Below are 17,992 nucleotides of genomic sequence, written 5' to 3' on the forward strand. Positions count from 1 at the left end.
CCTACAGGAGAATAAAAATGAGCAAAAAAATAACATCCTTGTTTAACTTCAAGAAGTTGCAGAAATTTTCTTCTGCTCTGATGTTACCAATCGCCATTCTTCCGGCGGCGGGTTTGATTTTAGCCATCGGGATTTCATTTAACATTGAGCTGCTGGCGAATTGCGGCGGCCTGATTTTCGCCAACCTTCCTTTGCTGTTTTGTGTCGGTATTGTGATTGGCCTGACAGGTGATGGTTCTTCATCACTTTCAGCGATTATCAATTACATGATCATGAATGCCACGATGGGAACGCAACTTGGCATTACCGCGGAGTCCGTTGCAGCCAGTAACGGTGACTATGCGATGATCCTCGGGGTACCGACGTTACAAACGGGAGTGTTTGGCGGTTTGATTGTCGCCATCTTTGTTTATCTGCTCTATACCCGCTTCCACAATATTGAATTGCCTCAGTTTCTTGGTTTCTTCGGTGGAAAACGCTTTGTACCTATTATTACGGCGGTGGCGGCAATTATTGTCGGCTATTTATTGCCGTGGCTGTGGATACCGGTACAAAAAGGTCTGGCGTCGCTTTCAACGCTGGTGACCAGTGGGCATAACGCGAACTTCGCGGCCTTTATTTACGCCGTTGGCGAACGTTCGCTGATTCCTTTTGGCCTGCATCATATCTGGAACGTGCCGTTTTATTACAACTTTGGCGACTACATGACCAAATCCGGGCAACTGGTGACGGGCGATATTCCGGTGTTCTTTGCCCAATTGCGCGACGGTGTTCCGTTGACGGCGGGGCTGTTTATGACAGGTCGTTTCCCGATCATGATGTTTGCGTTACCTGCCGCCGCGTTGGCGATGTATCAGGAAGCAAAACCGGAACGTAAGGCGCTGATTAAAGGCCTTTTACTCTCCGGTGCGCTGACCACATTTGTTACCGGGATTACGGAGCCGCTGGAATATGCATTTTTGTTTGCAGCTCCGGTTCTCTACATCATTCACATCTTCTTATATGCCACTTCATTTGTGCTGATGAACATCCTGAATGTGCACATTGGTCATCCTTTTGCTGGCGGTCTTATTGATTTCGTACTGAATGGCGTTATGCCAAACCGCACGCCGTGGTATCTGGTGTTCCTGGCAGGCGCGGGCTATGCAGCGATTTACTACACCGTATTTCGGGTACTGATCCGCAAGTTGAATCTGAAAACACCGGGACGTGAGGATGAAGAGATTGCCGTTGCAACCACATTAACGCGCGAAGAACGTCCATACCAAATCATCGAAGCAGTAGGTGGTTTCGACAATATCGAAGATGTGGATGCCTGCGCAACACGCCTGCGGCTGGCGCTGGTAGACGATAAGAAAGTGAATGAAAAACGGCTGAAGGAGTTGGGGGCTGCGGGTTTAGTGAAACTGGGTGATGGCGGTGTACAGGTGATATTTGGCGGCAAATCGCAAATCCTGCGCGACGAAATCAAAACCGTAATGAGCAGACCGCGCCCGACAGAAATGACAGTGGCCTGTGCTAACTAATTCGAGATTAGCGGGCTGGTTTCAGCCCGCCAGACAGAGAGAGCTGAAGTATGAATTCACAATTACTGGCTAATGCCATCCGAATGTTAAGTGTTGATGCGATCCAGAAAGCGAACTCCGGTCATCCGGGCGCGCCGATGGGGATGGCGGATATTGCCGAAGTGGTCTGGCGTCGTCACCTGCGTCATAACCCAAAAAATCCGCAGTGGTTTAACCGCGACCGCTATGTTCAGTCGAACGGTCACGGCTCCATGTTGATTTACGCTTTGCTGCATCTTACAGGCTACGACCTGTCGATGGATGATATTCGCGACTTTCGTCAGCTCCACTCCCGCACGCCGGGTCATCCAGAATATGGTTATACGCCGGGTGTTGAAACCACCACCGGCCCGTTGGGGCAGGGCGTAGCTAATGCGGTGGGGATGGCGATTGCGGAGAAGGCGCTGGCGGCAGAATTTAACAAACCGGGCTTTAATATTGTTGATCATCACACATGGCTATTTTTGGGTGATGGCTGCCTGATGGAAGGGATCTCCCACGAGGCCTGTGGTCTTGCAGGAACGCTGAAGCTCGGCAATCTGATTGCTATCTGGGACGATAACGGTATTTCGATCGATGGTCACGTAGAAGGCTGGTTCGCTGAAGATACGGCTGCCCGTTTTCGTGCCTACGGCTGGCATGTCATTGAAGGCGTTGATGGTCACGATCCAGAAGCGGTAGATGCTGCGGTGCGTGAAGCGAAAAGCGTCACGGATAAGCCCAGTCTGCTGTGCTGCAAAACGATTATCGGTTTTGGTTCGCCAAATAAAGCCAACAGCCACGATTGCCACGGCTCGGCGCTGGGTGCAGATGAAGTGGCGCTGGTGCGTGAACGTCTGCAATGGCCGTATGCCCCTTTCGAAATTCCTGGTGAAATTTATGCCGAATGGGATGCGACCGAGAAAGGCGCGCAGGTTCAACAGGAATGGGATGCACTGTTTGCCGACTACGCGAAGCAGTGGCCGGAACTGGCGGCGGAGTTTACTCGTCGCATGAAGGGTGATTTGCCTGCTGGCTGGGCCGAGAATATGCAGAAATATGTGCACGATCTGCAATCCCATCCGGCGGCGCTGGCAACCCGTCAGGTCAGCCAGAAATGCCTCAATCACTTCGCGGATATGCTGCCGGAACTGATGGGCGGCTCGGCGGACTTGTCGCCCTCTAACCTGACTCGCCATCAGAAATCGGTTGATTTCACCGGGGAAAATCCGGCGGGGAATTACATCTCCTATGGCGTGCGTGAATTTGGTATGTCGGCCATCATGAACGGTCTTGCGCTGCATGGTGGGTTTATCCCTTACGGCGGTACTTTCCTGATGTTTATGGAATATGCGCGTAATGCACTGCGCATGGCGGCGCTGATGAAGATCCGCTCGGTGTTTGTTTATACCCACGATACCATCGGCCTGGGCGAAGACGGCCCGACACATCAGCCCGTTGAGCAACTGGCGTCGCTGCGTCTGACGCCGAATATGGAAACCTGGCGCGGTTGCGATCAGGTGGAAGTGGCGGTGGCCTGGCAACAGGCGATTGAGCGCAAAGATGGCCCAACGTCGTTGGTATTAACGCGCCAACCTCTGGCGCAACAGCCGCGCACCGCTGCACAGTTGGCAGAGATTGCGCGTGGTGGTTATGTACTGAGTGATTGTGACGGTCAGCCTGAGATGATCCTCATTTCTGCGGGTTCAGAGATTGAGTTAGTGGTCAGCGCCGCAAAAGCGTTAACGGAAGAAGGGCGTAAAGTTCGCGTGGTTTCCCTGCCGTGTACCGAGCGTTTCGATAATCAGGATGCGGCGTACAAAGAGTCGGTATTGCCAAAAGCTGTACGCAAACGTCTGGCGGTAGAAGCCAGCATCGCCGGATTCTGGGAACGCTACGTGGGCCTGGACGGTAAAGTGATCGGCATGACGAGCTTTGGTGAGTCTGCTCCGGCGAATGTGTTGTTCAAACACTTTGGTTTTACGCCGGAAAATGTCCTGGCGCAGGCGCGTGAGCTACTGAACAGCTAAACCTGCACAAGGGGTGAAAGGATGACCTTTTACCCCTTGAAACGGGAGCCGAGAAACTCTTCACGGGTGCGGTATTTCTCGTAATGCGCCTTGTTTTTATACATAAACAACAGCACCAGCATATCAATAACGCCCATTGCCGGAACGCGAGTGGAGTCGAAGGCTTCAAAGAAGATTTTATCGCTGACCGCGGTATTGAGTTGATGGGTGGAGAGTTTTGATAACGGAGATTTAATATAGTTAGTGATACAAACGGATTTGGCACCGCGCTCTTTCACCACTTTAAAGATATCGACCATTAAGTTGGTGCTGCCAGAGTTAGAAATACCAATCGCCAGGTCGCGTTTCCCCATAGAATATGCCGCATTAATTTGCATTTCCGGGCTGACGTGAACAACGGTTTTTAATCCGAGTTGGCTGAATTTATAAGCACCATAAACGGCCAGAGGGTTTGAATTTCCGGCAGCAAAAAAGAAAATAGTATCGCAATTAGCAAGTAGTTTGAGAATGGACTCAAGCACTTCGGCATTAAAAAATTGCGTTGATTGTATTAAATCTTCGGCCTGTTTTTTTAATAAAAATGTGGCCAGCGACGTTATATCGGTAAAATCGGTATTATCAGGATAGCTATTGTCAGGATTAATGACTTCTTTTGCTAATGCAATTTTTAAATGGTAATAACCCTGATAACCTAATTTCTTACAGGTGCGTACGATAGTCGCTTCACTGGCATGGCTTTTTTCTGATAGTTCAGTGACACTATAGTTCACGACTTCATGTGCGTGGCTAAGAATATAGTCAGCGACCTTTTTTTCCGCCTGATGCAGTGTAGGGTAATTGCTTTGAATCAGACTTTTTACGGTTATGTTATTCATAATTAGTAAATTTCATTCTGACAGAAAGTGCTGATTATAACATAGTTTTCAGGCGTGGATAGGTGTGAAAAAAATGAAGGTGTGCAGTGAACGTAATGATTAACAGACCGGTTAATTTTCATGAATTACGTCAACTGCACAAAAATAATTTAAACGGGCGCTCTAATTAAAGCAAGACTTATATTTTTATCATTGTATTGTCAATTAAATACAAATCGTGTCATTAATTGTGGGTTTCTTAAATATTCTATGCACCACTGACAGGCTTTGCCCATACCATCGGAACGAGCGGCAAGAAATAACTTGGTGGCGTGTTTATGTTCGCGCATTGGCTTTTTAAGCAATTTACCGCTGTTCAATAACGGCAATGCCAGATGATGTGGAATATAACCAATACCGACGTTTTGTTCTATTAAGGCGATTGCCGTAGCGAAGTCAGGAACAAAAATGGGTTTTTGTCCTTCCAACAACCAGGCTTGCATCGGTGGGAAGTTAACGGAGGTATCGCGGATACAAACCGCTGGATAATGACGCAATTCACTGTTTTCTAATGGATGCCGCTTCGCTGCCAGTGGGTGGAGTGGGCTGACGACAAAATCCCATTCCATTTGTCCGACCGGTTCGCTAATGATGCCTTCACTGCTTGGTACTGCATGAGGAGCACCGTAGACCAGATCAGCACGCTTACTGTACAGCGCATCCCAGCAGCCGTTGTATACCTCAAGATCTACCGTCAGTGTTGTTGATGTGAATTGCCGTTCAAAATCTCGAATAAATGCCACCAGCAAATCACCAGGAATAATATTGTTTACCGCAATTGTCAGTTCACGCTCAATACCATCGTGAATCAGCACTGTGTTGCGCTTTAATGCTTCCAGGTCGCCAAGAATAGTTTTGCTATGTTCGATGAAGTAACTTCCCGCTGGCGATAATTCAATATAGCGTCCCTTACGAATGAACAGTTCAACGCCCAGGCTCTCTTCCGCTTTCTTGATGGTGTAACTGATAGCGGAAGGGACTTTATTTAACTGCTCGGCTGCGGTGGTAATGCTCTGGTGTCTGGCGACCAGATGAATAACACGAAGCGTTTCGTCTGAGATGAACATAAGGCTCCCTGGTCAGTGGTAAAGTGGCTGAATCTCTCCAGATTCAGCCGTAATCATTGCCTGAGTATACCCAGGAATTAGCGGTGTTGACTTGCCCGACTGAGAATCGCATACGCGATACATGCCACCAGAATCGAGTCTACCGAAGGGATCGTCGTCAGGGTGAATAAGCCTTTTACGGTCATAAAGCCAACCGCTGCGCCTATGATCCATGCTGCGAATGTCAGCACTTTAATCTGTGACTCCTGGGCTAACACTGACTCTTGATAGCCATTACGGCGATAAAGGAAAAAGTCAGCGATATAAATTCCGGCAACGGGTGGCGTGGCGATACCCAGGAACAGCAGAAACGGAATAAACCACGCCATAATATCCATACTGCCTACGATGGCGGAAAGGATACCCAGCGCCACGGTAATCTGCCATTTGGGAAAGCGGGTAAGCAGTGTGGAAACCACCAGCGTGCCCTGGAACATATTGCCCGCGTTACCGGTGACGCAGGCGAAAATCAACAACAGCGCCGCAGGCAGAACCGCACCGAATACCGCCATCGCACCCAGTAAAGATCCCTGACCACTAATGGCGCTCGGCGTTGCACCCGCCCAGTAGAGCAGAGGGTAGGCAACCAGAAACGTCACGCCTGCGGCAATCAGCGCATGTTTGCGGTTATGCACAAAACTACCGAAATCAGGCAGTGTGGCAACCAGCACAATAATGGTGCCAACAACGGTGGAAACGGCGACACCTGTATTCATCTCCACAATCGCCGCTGGTACTGCCACTTCGGTATGGGTTGCCACATAGAGGATGTAACACAGCACCAGCGCGATAACCGGCACGGCAACCTGGGCAATTTTTCCCAGAACGGCAAAGCCAAATGCCGTAGAGGCGACAAAAATGACACAGCCAGCCGCCACTAACAGTGCCAGTGGAACTTCCAGTCCATGTTGAGCCAGTAAGTCATGTACCGAATGACCAAACATATTGGCGGTAACGGCAATCCAGCCGAACAGACTTATCGCCATCAAAATGTTAATGGCGATGGCCCCTTTTTCGCCAAACGAATATTTCACAATGCCATACGTTGGCAGGCGGGCTTTTTCTCCCACGCTAATGGTGATGGCTGAAAGTAAGGTCAGAATGACGCCGCCTAACAATACGACGCTAATTAAACTGCCGCTGGAAAGTTGATTGCCGAGGCTTGAGGATGACAACAGCACAGGTGTGACGGCAATACCCAGCAAAATCATGGCAATACGCAATCCTGATGCCGTATTCAGATTCTCTTCTTTTTTACGCATAGTATGTTCCCTTTATAAATGCGCGTTACACAGTATGAAAATGCCCGGTGTATTTGCGCCAGCTGCCCAGTTCTGTAATTTCCCGTTGGCCTTCGGTCAGCCAGTTTTCTGCCAGTACGCCCAGCACTTCGCTACCATCGGCAAGTTTGATTTTGCCAATTGCCAGCCCAGCGGGTTCGCTCATTAACAGAGCGGCAAAACTGGCCAGCGGTAATTGCCAAATTTCTACGTCGACGTGTGTTCCTCCTTCATTCACGCGAATCATTCCCGGATGGCGATCATTAATACTCCACAACCGGTAATGGGCGTCAGTTCGGTCTTCACGGACAAAAATACCGCCCGCTTTTTGCATATTTGGGTTGAGTTCCAGGCCGCGCATCAGCGTTCCGTTAACGGCTAAAAGCGTTGTAGTCATTGTGTTCTCCAGAGAATTAAAGGGTTATCCATGTACCGCTCTGATGCGCCAGGGCTGCTTTTATGGTTTGCGGTGAAGTAATCAGGCCGCTGGCCTGTTTGCCTTGTTGCTGGCTGGCATTGATGAAATCAACAATGGCTTCCACTTTGGGTTGCATACTGCCGACACCAAACTGACCTTCCCGCAACAGCGTTTGCGCTTCGGCAATGCTGATAGCGTCGAGCCACTGTTGTTGTGGTGTACCAAAGTTAATCGCCACTTTTTCTACACCGGTGGGGATCACCAGCAGATCTGCGCCTAACTGACTGGCGAGCAGCGCGGAGGCCAGATCTTTATCGATCACGGCTTCTACACCTTTCAGTTGTTGCCCGTCTCGCACCACCGGAATACCGCCGCCGCCGCAGGCAATAACCAGATATCCCTGGCGCACCAGGTGAGCGATGGTGTCGTGCTCAATAATTTCCAGTGGTGCAGGAGAGGGAACTGTACGCCGCCAACCACGCCCGGCGTCCTCCATCAGCGTCCAGCCGAGTTGTTGTTGGCGTTGTTGGGCCGTTGCTTCATCGAGAAACGCGCCAATTGGTTTACTGGGGCTGGCGAAAGCATCGTCATGTGGGCTAACTCGCGTTTGTGTCACCAGGGCAATTACCGGTTTGTTTATGCCACGGCGAGCCAATTCGTTATGCAGCGCTTTCTGGAACATGTAGCCAATTGCACCTTGTGTATCACCCACGGCGTAATCAAGTGGAACCGGAGAAACTTCGTTACTGGCGAGTTCAGAGCGGCGCAGAATAAAGCCCACCTGCGGGCCATTACCGTGGGTTAGTACCAGGTCCCATCCGGCTTCAACCATATCAACGATATGTTGCACGCTTTCCATCACTGCAACATATTGATCGGGAATACTATTGCGTTGCTCGTCCTGAATGAGCGCATTGCCGCCAACTGCGACAACAGCCATTGGCTTAACCATGATGGTTCTCCTTTGCGACGATCTCCGCCAGTGCACGTACAGCGGCGACAAAACAGGCCATCGGCGCAGTGGTGATCCCAGCACCAATTTGCCCGACCCCCGCTTGTTTGTGGGCGATACCCGTATTGATGACCGGTAAAATGCCGCGATCGGTCACTTTACGCGCATCAATCCCTGCTGCGGTGGGGGCAAAATTGAGGGCTGGAAGTGTAAATGCGGGGTTACCGCCGAGGGTGATGGCTTGCATCCGACGGCTGTTATTGGTGGCATCGGCAGGGGTGCCTCCCACAAATTTGACGATCGCCGGAGACGACGCCATCGCGAAGCCACCCACACCTGCGGTTTCAGTAATTGCGCTATCACCCAGGTCAGCAGCAGCATCGTCAACGCCAAATCCGGGGAAGAACAGACCTTCAACGGCATTGGCAGGAGCCTGGAACCAGCGATCGCCAGTACCGGAAAGCCGAATACCAAAATTCACCCCGTTACGCGCCATCACCGTAACCATTGAACTGAACGGTACATTGGCGGCGGCATCCATCATTGCTTTACAGGCAGCCATCGACAGATTGAGGAAGAAGTGATCGTTACCGGTGATAAATGCCACGACGCGCTGGATATGTTCCTGTGGAAGAGAGCAGGCCAGCAATGCCGGGAGCAGGCGCTTAATCAGCAAACCGGTAGCGGCAGCATTGCGGTTATGAACTTCATCCCCCATATGCAGCGCCTGCGCCATTAATGGCTTGAGTTCCAGCTCGCCGTGTTGTGCGATTGCTGCTTTCATTGCCGGCGCCAGTTCATCGCGCATCCAGGCCAGACGATTGAGAACTTCATCGTTATTGGCGCCAAAACGGAGAACCTTACCCAGACCTTCATTGAAATTGCTAAAAGTACGGTGGCCGTTGGTTTTGTTTTCTACCACCCATAACGGCATCGACGGGCTGATGATGCCAGCCATTGGGCCAACCGCGTGATAATGATGACAAGGGGCAAGGTCGATTTCGCCTGCGTTTATCTGGTTTTCAGCGTCTTGCTGGCTGGTGGCCCAACCTTCGTACAGCATGGCACCAATAATCGCCCCTTTTACCGGACCACACATCTCTTCCCAGGCAATCGGCGGGCCAGAGTGCAAAATACGTTTTTGTTCAGCCATTGCTGGAATGGCCTCTTTAGCGAGCATGACATCCACCAGCATGGGCTGTGCTTCGAGATAACGTGTCATGGCGATTTGGTTGGCATTTTCTACCAGGGGATGACGTAGCAACGATGCCAGATCCAATCCAGCGTCAATATCGCCTTGTGCTGGTGGCTGCCAGTTGAGTGCAATTGCGCTTCCCCCGGCATGTTGAATATTGTCAGCAAAACTGTGTAGTCCCGCGTTCACAACCTTCAAAGGCTGATTAAATAAGGTATTCATGCGTTTAGCCCCTTTTTCTGCAACTGAGTCTGTGCAACGGTGCTGGCCCATAGCGCCGCCTGTGCATTGCTGCTGGCGATGATGACCCCTGCATTTTGTAGTGCTCTTATCTGCTGACTGCGTATTTGCGGATCAGCTTCCGTTCCGCAAACGTGCGCAATCAGCAACGGTGCGTTATTCATGTCGATGTGTGAAAGTTGGTCCAGTAATTCGCTGGCAGGCGTCGTGGAAGCGCCATAACCAAGTACCAGGTCGAATAACACGACGGCAGTGTGTGAGTCGTTGAGTTCGTTGAGCAGACGTTGATTGCGCAGAGTCGGGTCGATCATTGGATGCGGTTTGCCACGGGTGAAATCATCGTCGCCCATATCGATCAACGTGTGATCTTCGCTTTGCCAGATATTTGCCAGAGCACGATTACCCGCAACTGGCGTATTGGAAGCTGCGCTGAATCCCTTTTGTTGGCAGATAAGTTGCGCTTCGTAGCAGAAGGTTCCTCCGGCGAAAACACCGCGTATCGCCTGGCGATGGGCTGGCAGGCGCTGGCAGGCGTTTTGTAACATTGTGAGATCGTCGCAGGGTACATCGGTTTCGACAGCCGGAAGTGGCTGAACATTCAGTAACGCCACAGCGATGTCGGCGGCGCTGGCAAGTGTGGTGGCCGCGGTGATATTGGGACGTGCCAGATCATGCGGATTCGCCCCGAGGAAATTCACCACTACGGGTTTTCCACAAGCCTCGGCACGCTCCAGAATAGTCCGGGCAACGATCGGTGAAGGCGGTTTTGAAATAAGCACAATTACGCGAGTTTCATCGTCTTGCGCCAGCGCATCTAAAGCGAAGAGCATCGATATTCCACCAATCTCTTCACTGAGATCATGTCCGCCTGTTCCCAACGCCTGAGAAATACCCACTCCGAGCTGGTCGATTCGGCAAGTCACTTCCTGTAGCCCGGTGCCTGACGCGCCAATAACACCAATCGCTCCACGTTTCACCACATTGGCGAAGCCTAACGGAATGCCGTTAACAATGGCGGTTCCACAGTCAGGTCCCATTACGATGCGCTGACGTTCTCGGGCAAGTGTTTTGATGGATTTTTCCTGCGCGATACTGACGTTATCGCTGAACATCATCACGTTCATTCCGAGGTTTAACGCTTTAATTGCTTCGGCGGCGGCGTAGTCTCCCGGTACAGAAATGAGTGCCAGGTTGGCTTCGGGTTCGGCTTCCAGTGCCATTTCCAGGCTGACCTTTTCCGGTGTTTTAATGCCACTACCCGTTTCATCATCGGGTTTGCTGGTCAGACGTTGCTGGGCCAGTATCAGTGCTTCATTGCAAATATCTTCTTCACCCATGACTGCAATCACTAAATCATTGGGACTGGCGTTGATTTCGTTACCCAGACCCGCATCGCGCAATTGTTCGAGATTATTGGGCGTTCCCATGACGACCGAGGCCTGTTGAATACCGGGCAACTTGCTGATTTGCGCGGAAATCTGCATCAGAGAAACTGAGTCCTGATAAAGATTACTGAAAACTTTATATTTAACTTTCATGCTGTTACGCCTGTTTCATTCCGCCCGATAGCAAAATTCGGGCAAAGCATCCCCGTGTAGCCCCATAAACGGGCTACGAGAGAAAAGGTTGAAATCAATTCATGGTGTTCAGGGTTCGAAAGCCATGCAGCATTCCTGCAAGGCAATCTACTCCTGACGTTGCGCCAAATTGCATGACCTGTTCTGCACAGGATGCGATTGTCATTGCCGATGCGCTCCCAACCAGTTGTGCGAGTAACTGGCAAATCGGTTCTGAAAAATGTCCCTGAAGCGCACGCTCCAGATAATGACGACTGATATCCGTGGTGTTGTGCGCATGTTGATCAATTGCCTGCTGCAACCGGTATTGATGATCGGCAAGTGGTGCAGGGAGTTGCCATAACCAGAGTGCTGCCAGATAGCCCAACAAATAGTCATCTCCATCGGGCGTTAAGCCTTTACCAAAGCCGATCAGTTGTGGCACCTGGCGTTCCAGCGCATCTGGATGTTCCATAATCGCTAATCCCTGGTGCGTGAGACTATCCGGCAGGTGCAATGTGCTTTGAACGTTATGTTCCAGACAAAATAAAAGCCGTTGCGATGCCATCGTTGGGTAGTGCTGGAAAACCAAAGGGAATGTCTCAAGTGTCAGCATTCCCCCCACAAATGGCGACTGCCAGAGCGTTGCGTTATCGAGCGCCACACAAAATCGGGGTGTCCGCAGTAAGCCTGGGGTTAACTGAATGGGATCTGAATGGGCAATCTCTCTTCGCCAGTCCCAACATTCAGGTAGCCAGACTCTGGCAGCATCAGGGAGATTCAGATACGTTTGCGCACACAACAGAGTGATGAATGTTCCCGCGTCTGAATACAGATTTACCGCATGTTTAAAAGCGCTATGCAGACGTAAATCTTGCGTTTCATTCTGCGGGAAAAGATATCCCAACGACGATGCGCAAAGCGTAACCTGTACCATCGGCGTTAGCCTTCCAGACCTGCAATAATGGCTTTGGAATCAGTAACCCAACCGAAAATGGCACCTTGTGCTTTGATCATCTCGAGGGCGTATTTCTGAAATTCCGGGAAATAGGAGCCGACACAATCTTCCGGGATAATACATTCATAGCCACGATCATTTGCTTCGCGCACGGTGGTGGTTACGCAAACTTCGGTTGTTACACCACAAACTATCAGCGTCTTGATACCGTGGTTTTGCAAAATCAGATGTAAGTCGGTTTGATAAAAAGCGCCTTTGCCAGGCTTATCAATCACCGGTTCGCCTGCCACCGGGTACAGTTCAGGAATGATGTCATGACCTGCTTCACCTCTGACCAGAATGCGTCCCATCGGTCCTGGTTCACCAATAAAGGTTTTTCCGCCGCGCGTCAGTTTGGCTGGCGGGCAGTCGCTTAAGTCTGCACGATGGCCTTCACGAGTATGAATAACCATAATTCCTTTTTGACGTGCGGCTGCCAGCACCTCTGTACATGGTGCGATAGCCGTGCGTACCCGTGAAACATCATTGCCCAGTGCCTCACCGAAGCCCCCTGCTTCGACAAAGTCACGCTGCATGTCGATCATGACCAGTGCAGTTGTGCGCGGATCAAAAGGTAATTCAAAGGGTTGAGCCTGAAAAATGGATTGCGTCATGGTAAATCTCCTGTCTGATGTTTAAACGATCCAGTTGTTCTGAGAACGAGTATTCAGGAGAAAAGCGGCACAAAACAGGAAAAAAGTTTGCCGCACAGCAACGAAATTTTTGCATTCAGCAGGTGGTGTGATGACGAATGTGAAGGGAGTCAAAGAGTGGCATACAGCAACAAATTTTTTGATGCTGTATGGTTTTGAGATTAAAAAAATCGTTGAAATTGTGTGAGCTTAATCATCAGATTTAGCGACTATGGCGTTACTTTTTAACACCATACTGTGTAAACCATTCCAGCATACGCTGCCAGCCATCTTTCGCAGATTCGGCATGATAGCTCGGGCGATAATCGGCGTTGAATGCATGCCCGGCATCCGGGTAGACGATAATCTCTGCTTTCGCATTAGCAGCCCGCAGCGCCTGGCGCATGGTTTCAACGCTCTCCTGCGGAATGCTGTTATCCTGACCACCATATAAGCCGAGAACCGGCGCGTTAAGATCGGTTGCGATATCAACAGGTTGTTTCGGTGAATTCAGCGACTTATCGCCCGTCAGTTTGCCGTACCACGCCACTGCGGCTTTTAGCTGTGGATTATGCGCGGCATACAGCCAGGTGATACGTCCACCCCAGCAGAATCCGGTGATCATTAAACGATGAACATCGCCGCCGTTGCGGGAAGCCCAACTGGCGACATGATCGAGATCGGCCAGCACCTGCGAGTCAGGCACTTTTGCTACCAGACCGCTAAGCAACGTGGGGATATCGGCAAAATCATTCGGATCGCCTTCGCGGAAGTAAAGTTCAGGTGCAATAGCCAGATACCCCTCCAGCGCCAGACGGCGACAAATGTCGCGGATATGTTCATGCACGCCAAAAATTTCCTGCACTACAATGACCACTGGCAGTGGGCCATCGCTTTGCTTTGGTCTGGCATGGTAAGCAGGCATGTTATCCCCTTGTGAAGGGATAGAGGTGAAGCCCGCCACAATCGCGTCGTCCGGAGTCTGAACGATGGTCGAAGCGAGAGGCGATGCAGCAGGTGCAAATCCAGATTGTTGTGTTGTTGCCATGGTATTCTCCGTACCCTTATAAAAATGTTGCGCAATGTTAACTATAGTCAGCATGCAACAAATCACATTGCCTGAATCGGCTCATCTTTTATGCAGTCCTGCAGAATGAAGAGTGATTTATGTGATTTGCATCACTTTTGATGGGTAAATTTATGCAACGCATTTGCATCATGGTGATGAGTATCACGAAAAAATGTTAAACCCTTCGGTAAAGTGTCTTTTTGCTTCTTCTGACTAAACCGATTCACAGAGGAGTTGTATATGTCCAAGTCTGATGTTTTTCATCTCGGCCTCACTAAAAACGATTTACAAGGGGCTACGCTTGCCATCGTCCCTGGCGACCCGGATCGTGTGGAAAAGATCGCCGCGCTGATGGATAAGCCGGTTAAGCTGGCATCTCACCGCGAATTCACCACCTGGCGTGCAGAGCTGGATGGTAAACCTGTTATCGTCTGCTCTACCGGTATCGGCGGCCCGTCTACCTCTATTGCTGTTGAAGAGCTGGCACAGCTGGGCATTCGCACCTTCCTGCGTATCGGTACAACGGGCGCTATTCAGCCGCATATTAATGTGGGCGATGTTCTGGTTACCACGGCGTCTGTTCGTCTGGATGGCGCGAGCTTGCACTTCGCACCGCTGGAATTCCCGGCTGTCGCTGATTTCGAATGTACGACTGCGCTGGTTGAAGCTGCGAAATCCATTGGCGCGACGACTCACGTTGGCGTGACAGCTTCTTCTGATACCTTCTACCCAGGTCAGGAACGTTACGATACTTACTCTGGTCGCGTAGTTCGTCACTTTAAAGGTTCTATGGAAGAGTGGCAGGCGATGGGCGTAATGAACTATGAAATGGAATCTGCAACCCTGCTGACCATGTGTGCAAGTCAGGGCCTGCGTGCCGGTATGGTAGCGGGGGTTATCGTTAACCGCACCCAGCAAGAGATCCCGAATGCTGAGACGATGAAACAAACCGAGAGCCATGCGGTGAAAATCGTGGTGGAAGCGGCGCGTCGTCTGCTGAAATAAAAAACGCTCCCCAACTTCGGGGAGCGATATCAGTTACTGACGCCGTAAACGCATTATTTTGCGGATTATTGGCGTCAGTAGCGTAAAGGCTGCCAGAGTTAGCAATGCCAGAGTGATCGGTCGGGTATACAGAAAGTCCAGTGAACCCCCTGAAAGCGACAGCGCACGGCGAAAATTACTTTCTGCCATCGGGCCCATAATCAATGCCAGCACTACGGGTGATGCCGGATATCCTCCTTTCTGCATGAAATAGCCCACCACGCCTGCAATCAGCATAATGCCAACATCAAACAGGCTATTGTTCAACGCATAAGTCCCGACCACACAAAGTGCGAGGATCATCGGTGTGAGAATATTGCCGGGGATCTTCACCACGTTACCGATGACTTTCAAAGAGAGCAGTCCAAGAACTAGCAGCATGAAGTAACAAAAGATCATGCCGACAAACAGTGTATAAACCATATCGCCGTGGTCGGTAAACATCAGCGGGCCTGGTTGCATTCCCTGTAACGTTAACGCGCCCAGCATGATGGCGGTTACCGCATCGCCAGGGATCCCCAGCGTCAGCATAGGTAACAATGCGCCACCGGTGCAGCCATTCGCGCCTGCCTCACAGGAGGCCACAGCTTTAATTTCACCCTTACCAAAGTTTTCTGGTGTCTTACTGAAACGACGAGTTTCGTTATAGGCAACAAAAGCTGCAATATCCGCCCCCGCACCGGGGATCATGCCGATAAAAACCCCTAATCCTGATGAGCGCAAAATGGTTAATGCAATGCGGCGTAGTGTTTGCCAGGGCAGTAACAGACTGCCGATAGCCACCTTCGCCCCCTGACGAATTTGCTGGTTTTGCTCCATAGAGCGGAATGCTTCTGAAGCAGCAAATAAACCAATCATCACCGGGATAAATGGCACATTCATCAGCTCCACAAATCCACCTGTAAACCGTGGAAAACCGCCCATTGGATCAAGGCCTATCGTTGCGATCAGCAATCCGCCAACCCCGGCAATCAGCCCTTTAATCAGCGACTCACCGGAAATACTGGCAATAATACTCAGTCCGAAGGTTGCCAGGGCGAAGGACTCCGAGGCACTAAATTTCAGCGCCCAACTGGCAAGTACCGGAGAGAGAAACATCAGCACGATAATGCTGAGCGTTCCGCCACTAAAGGAAGAGAACGTGGCGGCACTCAATGCCAGCCCTGCTTTTCCCTGTTTCGTCAGCTCATAACCATCAATAGCGGTGGCTGCGGCGGCAGGCGTTCCGGGAATTTTGAGCAAAATTGCGGTGATAGAACCACCGTAGACGCCACCAAAAAAGACGCCGCAAATCATCAACAATCCAGAAACAGGCTCCATGCCGTAGGTGAAAGGCAGCAAAATCGCCACACCCATGGTCGCTGTCAGACCAGGCAAAGCGCCAATCACAATACCCAGCATCACCCCAAAAGTGGCAAACAGCAGCGCCTGAGGATTATTGAGTAATGTCGAAAAACCCTGAGTTAAAAGTTCACTTTCAAACATTGCTGGCCCCTGTTATTCGAAAAATGTGCCGACAGGCAATGGCACCTGTAACGCTTCGACAAACAGCAACCAGAGGATTGCCGTTAACAGCAGCGCAATACCCGGTGTGAGTACCCATCGCCTGTAGCCCATCAACGTCATAATGACGATGAGGAAAACAGGAGTAGTAATGAGATAACCGCAGTAGCTCATCGCCACAATATAAAACGCGGTTGCCGCAATTCCTGTTGCTGTTTTCCTGAATGCCGGTTTTTCCTGTGCGTTGGCGCAAGAGGCTGGTTTTGCCTGCAAAAGATCGCGTATCACCAGCAAGACAGCGAGCACAATCAGGGCACAGGCATAGAAGGTAGGGAAGGCACTTGCACCGGGATCCGTTTCAATGGCAGTTGCTGGAAAATCAGCGGCATTAATCATCACCGCGCCAGCAACCACACAAAGTAACAGCGCCACCACCATCGTTGATGAAAGGCGCTTGCGGTGCGGTACGGCGAGTTGAGCAACAGACTGTTTTGTGTTCATCAACCGTACCTCAGGTTTATTTTTTCAGGCCCAGGCGAGTCAGCAACTCGTCAAAGTACTTTTCCTGTTCGCTGATTTGGGTCTGGAAGCTGGCAGCGTCAAGCCATGCATAGTTGAGATTCAACTTTTGCAGTGCATCCTGGAATGCAGGCTCTTCAGCCGTCTCTTTTGCTGCCTTTGCCAGAACATCCACCACATCCTGCGGCGTTTTTTGCGACACAATCAGGCCGCGCCAGGTGCCGATGGAGAGATCAACGCCTTTCTCTTTTAACGTCGGGACGTCAGGCATGGTTTTCATTCGCTCATCCGCCATCACTACCAGTGTCTTCAGCTTGCCGCCATTCACATGGTTGATAACTTCTCCTGGGCTTACGGAAACCGCTTCAATATGCCCGCCTAACAGGCCTGTAATGGCAGGGGCTGCGCCGTCATACGGGACATGAGAAAACTTTGTGCCCGTTTTGTCTTCCAGTGCAGCTGCCGCCAGATGCCAGATAGCTCCGGTGCCTGAGTTACCAATGCGTACTTTTCCGGGATTCGCTTTGGAGTAAGCCATAAATTCTTCATAGCTATTCCACGGCGCATCGGCACGGACTGTGATAGCAGCCGGATCCGCATTCAGACGGGCAATGGGTTTAAAGTCGCTGGTTTTAAAACGCACCATTCCGAGGCTGGGAAGGGTGGTCAGTTCAACCGTGCCTAAACCAATTTTGTAACCGTTAGGGCGGGCAGCGGCGATTTCACTCAGGCCGATAGCACCGCCTCCGCCAGGTTTATTGATAACCCCGATGCTGACGGGTAAATGGTTTTTGGCGGCATCAGCAAAGGCACGGGCAACCAGATCCGTACCGCCTCCGGCAGCGTAGGGAACGACTAACTCGATCTGTTTGGTTGGGTAGGAGGCAGCCTGTACAGGCGCAATGCTGAGGGCAGCGCCTGCAAGAAGTACCATTGCAGCCATTTTTTTCGGTAAGGTAAGATGTTTTATCATTGCTTTTATATCCTTATTTA

Annotated in this window: 16 protein-coding genes; 3 read left to right on the top strand and 13 right to left on the bottom strand. The window is 50.9% G+C overall.

Annotation, left to right across the window (positions count from 1 at the left end):
- The first annotated feature begins 17 nt into the window (after positions 1–17).
- Both ptsG and tkt read left to right on the top strand, forming a co-directional pair.
- Complete coding sequence (gene ptsG / locus ACJHWT_RS15530) at positions 18–1,526, top strand: glucose-specific PTS transporter subunit IIBC (RefSeq protein ID WP_000037969.1); 1,509 nt, start codon at positions 18–20, stop codon at positions 1,524–1,526.
- A gap of 50 nt (positions 1,527–1,576) precedes the next feature.
- Complete coding sequence (tkt, locus tag ACJHWT_RS15535; protein ID WP_001088084.1) at positions 1,577–3,574, top strand: transketolase; 1,998 nt, start codon at positions 1,577–1,579, stop codon at positions 3,572–3,574.
- A 29-nt stretch (positions 3,575–3,603) separates the two neighbouring features.
- Here tkt and ACJHWT_RS15540 read toward each other — a convergent pair whose 3' ends face one another.
- The 10 genes from ACJHWT_RS15540 to ACJHWT_RS15585 form a co-directional block, all read right to left on the bottom strand.
- Complete coding sequence (locus ACJHWT_RS15540; RefSeq protein ID WP_001060027.1) at positions 3,604–4,449, bottom strand: MurR/RpiR family transcriptional regulator; 846 nt, start codon at positions 4,447–4,449, stop codon at positions 3,604–3,606.
- 200 nt (positions 4,450–4,649) lie between these two features.
- The gene (locus ACJHWT_RS15545; RefSeq protein WP_000470719.1) at positions 4,650–5,555 is read right to left on the bottom strand and encodes a LysR substrate-binding domain-containing protein; all 906 of its coding nucleotides are present in this window, start codon (positions 5,553–5,555) and stop codon (positions 4,650–4,652) included.
- Positions 5,556–5,632: 77 nt separating this feature from the next.
- A complete protein-coding gene (locus ACJHWT_RS15550; protein ID WP_001227356.1) occupies positions 5,633–6,856 on the bottom strand; it encodes a cytosine permease in 1,224 nt (407 codons plus the stop codon).
- A 25-nt stretch (positions 6,857–6,881) separates the two neighbouring features.
- On the bottom strand, positions 6,882–7,271 hold the full coding sequence (locus ACJHWT_RS15555; protein ID WP_000214035.1) for a glutamyl-tRNA amidotransferase: 390 nt from the start codon (positions 7,269–7,271) through the stop codon (positions 6,882–6,884).
- A gap of 16 nt (positions 7,272–7,287) precedes the next feature.
- On the bottom strand, positions 7,288–8,244 hold the full coding sequence (gene arcC, locus ACJHWT_RS15560; protein ID WP_000240565.1) for a carbamate kinase: 957 nt from the start codon (positions 8,242–8,244) through the stop codon (positions 7,288–7,290).
- Positions 8,237–9,661, bottom strand: a complete 1,425-nt coding sequence (locus ACJHWT_RS15565) for a DUF1116 domain-containing protein (RefSeq protein ID WP_001093937.1) — start codon at positions 9,659–9,661, stop codon at positions 8,237–8,239. Before ACJHWT_RS15565 ends, arcC begins: the two co-directional genes overlap by 8 nt.
- Positions 9,658–11,217 carry an acyl-CoA synthetase FdrA gene (gene fdrA, locus ACJHWT_RS15570; RefSeq protein WP_000865633.1) on the bottom strand — a complete coding sequence of 520 codons (1,560 nt, stop codon included), beginning with the start codon at positions 11,215–11,217 and terminating at the stop codon, positions 9,658–9,660. The genes ACJHWT_RS15565 and fdrA overlap by 4 nt, the downstream gene beginning before the upstream one ends.
- Before the next feature lie 94 nt (positions 11,218–11,311).
- Positions 11,312–12,172 (bottom strand): DUF2877 domain-containing protein, encoded by an 861-nt coding sequence (locus tag ACJHWT_RS15575; RefSeq protein WP_001318152.1) that lies wholly within the window; start codon positions 12,170–12,172, stop codon positions 11,312–11,314.
- A 5-nt stretch (positions 12,173–12,177) separates the two neighbouring features.
- Positions 12,178–12,846 carry a cysteine hydrolase family protein gene (locus tag ACJHWT_RS15580; protein WP_000194418.1) on the bottom strand — a complete coding sequence of 223 codons (669 nt, stop codon included), beginning with the start codon at positions 12,844–12,846 and terminating at the stop codon, positions 12,178–12,180.
- 256 nt (positions 12,847–13,102) lie between these two features.
- Entirely contained in the window at positions 13,103–13,912 is an 810-nt protein-coding gene (locus ACJHWT_RS15585) for a dienelactone hydrolase family protein (protein ID WP_001298606.1), read from the bottom strand.
- Positions 13,913–14,173: 261 nt separating this feature from the next.
- On the opposite strand from ACJHWT_RS15585, the gene udp reads away from it, so the two are divergent.
- Positions 14,174–14,938: a uridine phosphorylase gene (udp, locus tag ACJHWT_RS15590; protein ID WP_000045178.1), complete on the top strand. Its 765-nt coding sequence runs from the start codon at positions 14,174–14,176 to the stop codon at positions 14,936–14,938.
- Between the two features lie 33 nt (positions 14,939–14,971).
- On the opposite strand, the gene ACJHWT_RS15595 is transcribed toward udp, so the two are convergent.
- From ACJHWT_RS15595 to ACJHWT_RS15605, 3 genes are read right to left on the bottom strand one after another with little or no spacing between them, the layout of a single operon-like run.
- Complete coding sequence (locus ACJHWT_RS15595) at positions 14,972–16,462, bottom strand: tripartite tricarboxylate transporter permease (RefSeq protein ID WP_000463026.1); 1,491 nt, start codon at positions 16,460–16,462, stop codon at positions 14,972–14,974.
- 12 nt (positions 16,463–16,474) lie between these two features.
- A complete protein-coding gene (locus ACJHWT_RS15600) occupies positions 16,475–16,981 on the bottom strand; it encodes a tripartite tricarboxylate transporter TctB family protein (protein WP_001093393.1) in 507 nt (168 codons plus the stop codon).
- 16 nt (positions 16,982–16,997) lie between these two features.
- Positions 16,998–17,972 (bottom strand): Bug family tripartite tricarboxylate transporter substrate binding protein, encoded by a 975-nt coding sequence (locus ACJHWT_RS15605; RefSeq protein ID WP_000589804.1) that lies wholly within the window; start codon positions 17,970–17,972, stop codon positions 16,998–17,000.
- Between the last annotated feature and the right edge of the window lie 20 nt (positions 17,973–17,992).

This window comes from Escherichia sp. WS338 (genome assembly GCF_046486405.1).
GTDB classification, from domain to species: domain Bacteria; phylum Pseudomonadota; class Gammaproteobacteria; order Enterobacterales; family Enterobacteriaceae; genus Escherichia; species Escherichia coli.

Bases quoted from the DNA above. Each gene is read 5' to 3' on its own strand.
- ptsG (WP_000037969.1), top strand. From the start codon at position 18: ATGAGCAAAAAAATAACATCCTTGTTTAACTTCAAGAAGTTGCAGAAA.
- tkt (WP_001088084.1), top strand. From the start codon at position 1,577: ATGAATTCACAATTACTGGCTAATGCCATCCGAATGTTAAGTGTTGAT.
- ACJHWT_RS15540 (WP_001060027.1), bottom strand. From the start codon at position 4,449: ATGAATAACATAACCGTAAAAAGTCTGATTCAAAGCAATTACCCTACA.
- ACJHWT_RS15545 (WP_000470719.1), bottom strand. From the start codon at position 5,555: ATGTTCATCTCAGACGAAACGCTTCGTGTTATTCATCTGGTCGCCAGA.
- ACJHWT_RS15550 (WP_001227356.1), bottom strand. From the start codon at position 6,856: ATGCGTAAAAAAGAAGAGAATCTGAATACGGCATCAGGATTGCGTATT.
- ACJHWT_RS15555 (WP_000214035.1), bottom strand. From the start codon at position 7,271: ATGACTACAACGCTTTTAGCCGTTAACGGAACGCTGATGCGCGGCCTG.
- arcC (WP_000240565.1), bottom strand. From the start codon at position 8,244: ATGGTTAAGCCAATGGCTGTTGTCGCAGTTGGCGGCAATGCGCTCATT.
- ACJHWT_RS15565 (WP_001093937.1), bottom strand. From the start codon at position 9,661: ATGAATACCTTATTTAATCAGCCTTTGAAGGTTGTGAACGCGGGACTA.
- fdrA (WP_000865633.1), bottom strand. From the start codon at position 11,217: ATGAAAGTTAAATATAAAGTTTTCAGTAATCTTTATCAGGACTCAGTT.
- ACJHWT_RS15575 (WP_001318152.1), bottom strand. From the start codon at position 12,172: ATGGTACAGGTTACGCTTTGCGCATCGTCGTTGGGATATCTTTTCCCG.
- ACJHWT_RS15580 (WP_000194418.1), bottom strand. From the start codon at position 12,846: ATGACGCAATCCATTTTTCAGGCTCAACCCTTTGAATTACCTTTTGAT.
- ACJHWT_RS15585 (WP_001298606.1), bottom strand. From the start codon at position 13,912: ATGGCAACAACACAACAATCTGGATTTGCACCTGCTGCATCGCCTCTC.
- udp (WP_000045178.1), top strand. From the start codon at position 14,174: ATGTCCAAGTCTGATGTTTTTCATCTCGGCCTCACTAAAAACGATTTA.
- ACJHWT_RS15595 (WP_000463026.1), bottom strand. From the start codon at position 16,462: ATGTTTGAAAGTGAACTTTTAACTCAGGGTTTTTCGACATTACTCAAT.
- ACJHWT_RS15600 (WP_001093393.1), bottom strand. From the start codon at position 16,981: ATGAACACAAAACAGTCTGTTGCTCAACTCGCCGTACCGCACCGCAAG.
- ACJHWT_RS15605 (WP_000589804.1), bottom strand. From the start codon at position 17,972: ATGATAAAACATCTTACCTTACCGAAAAAAATGGCTGCAATGGTACTT.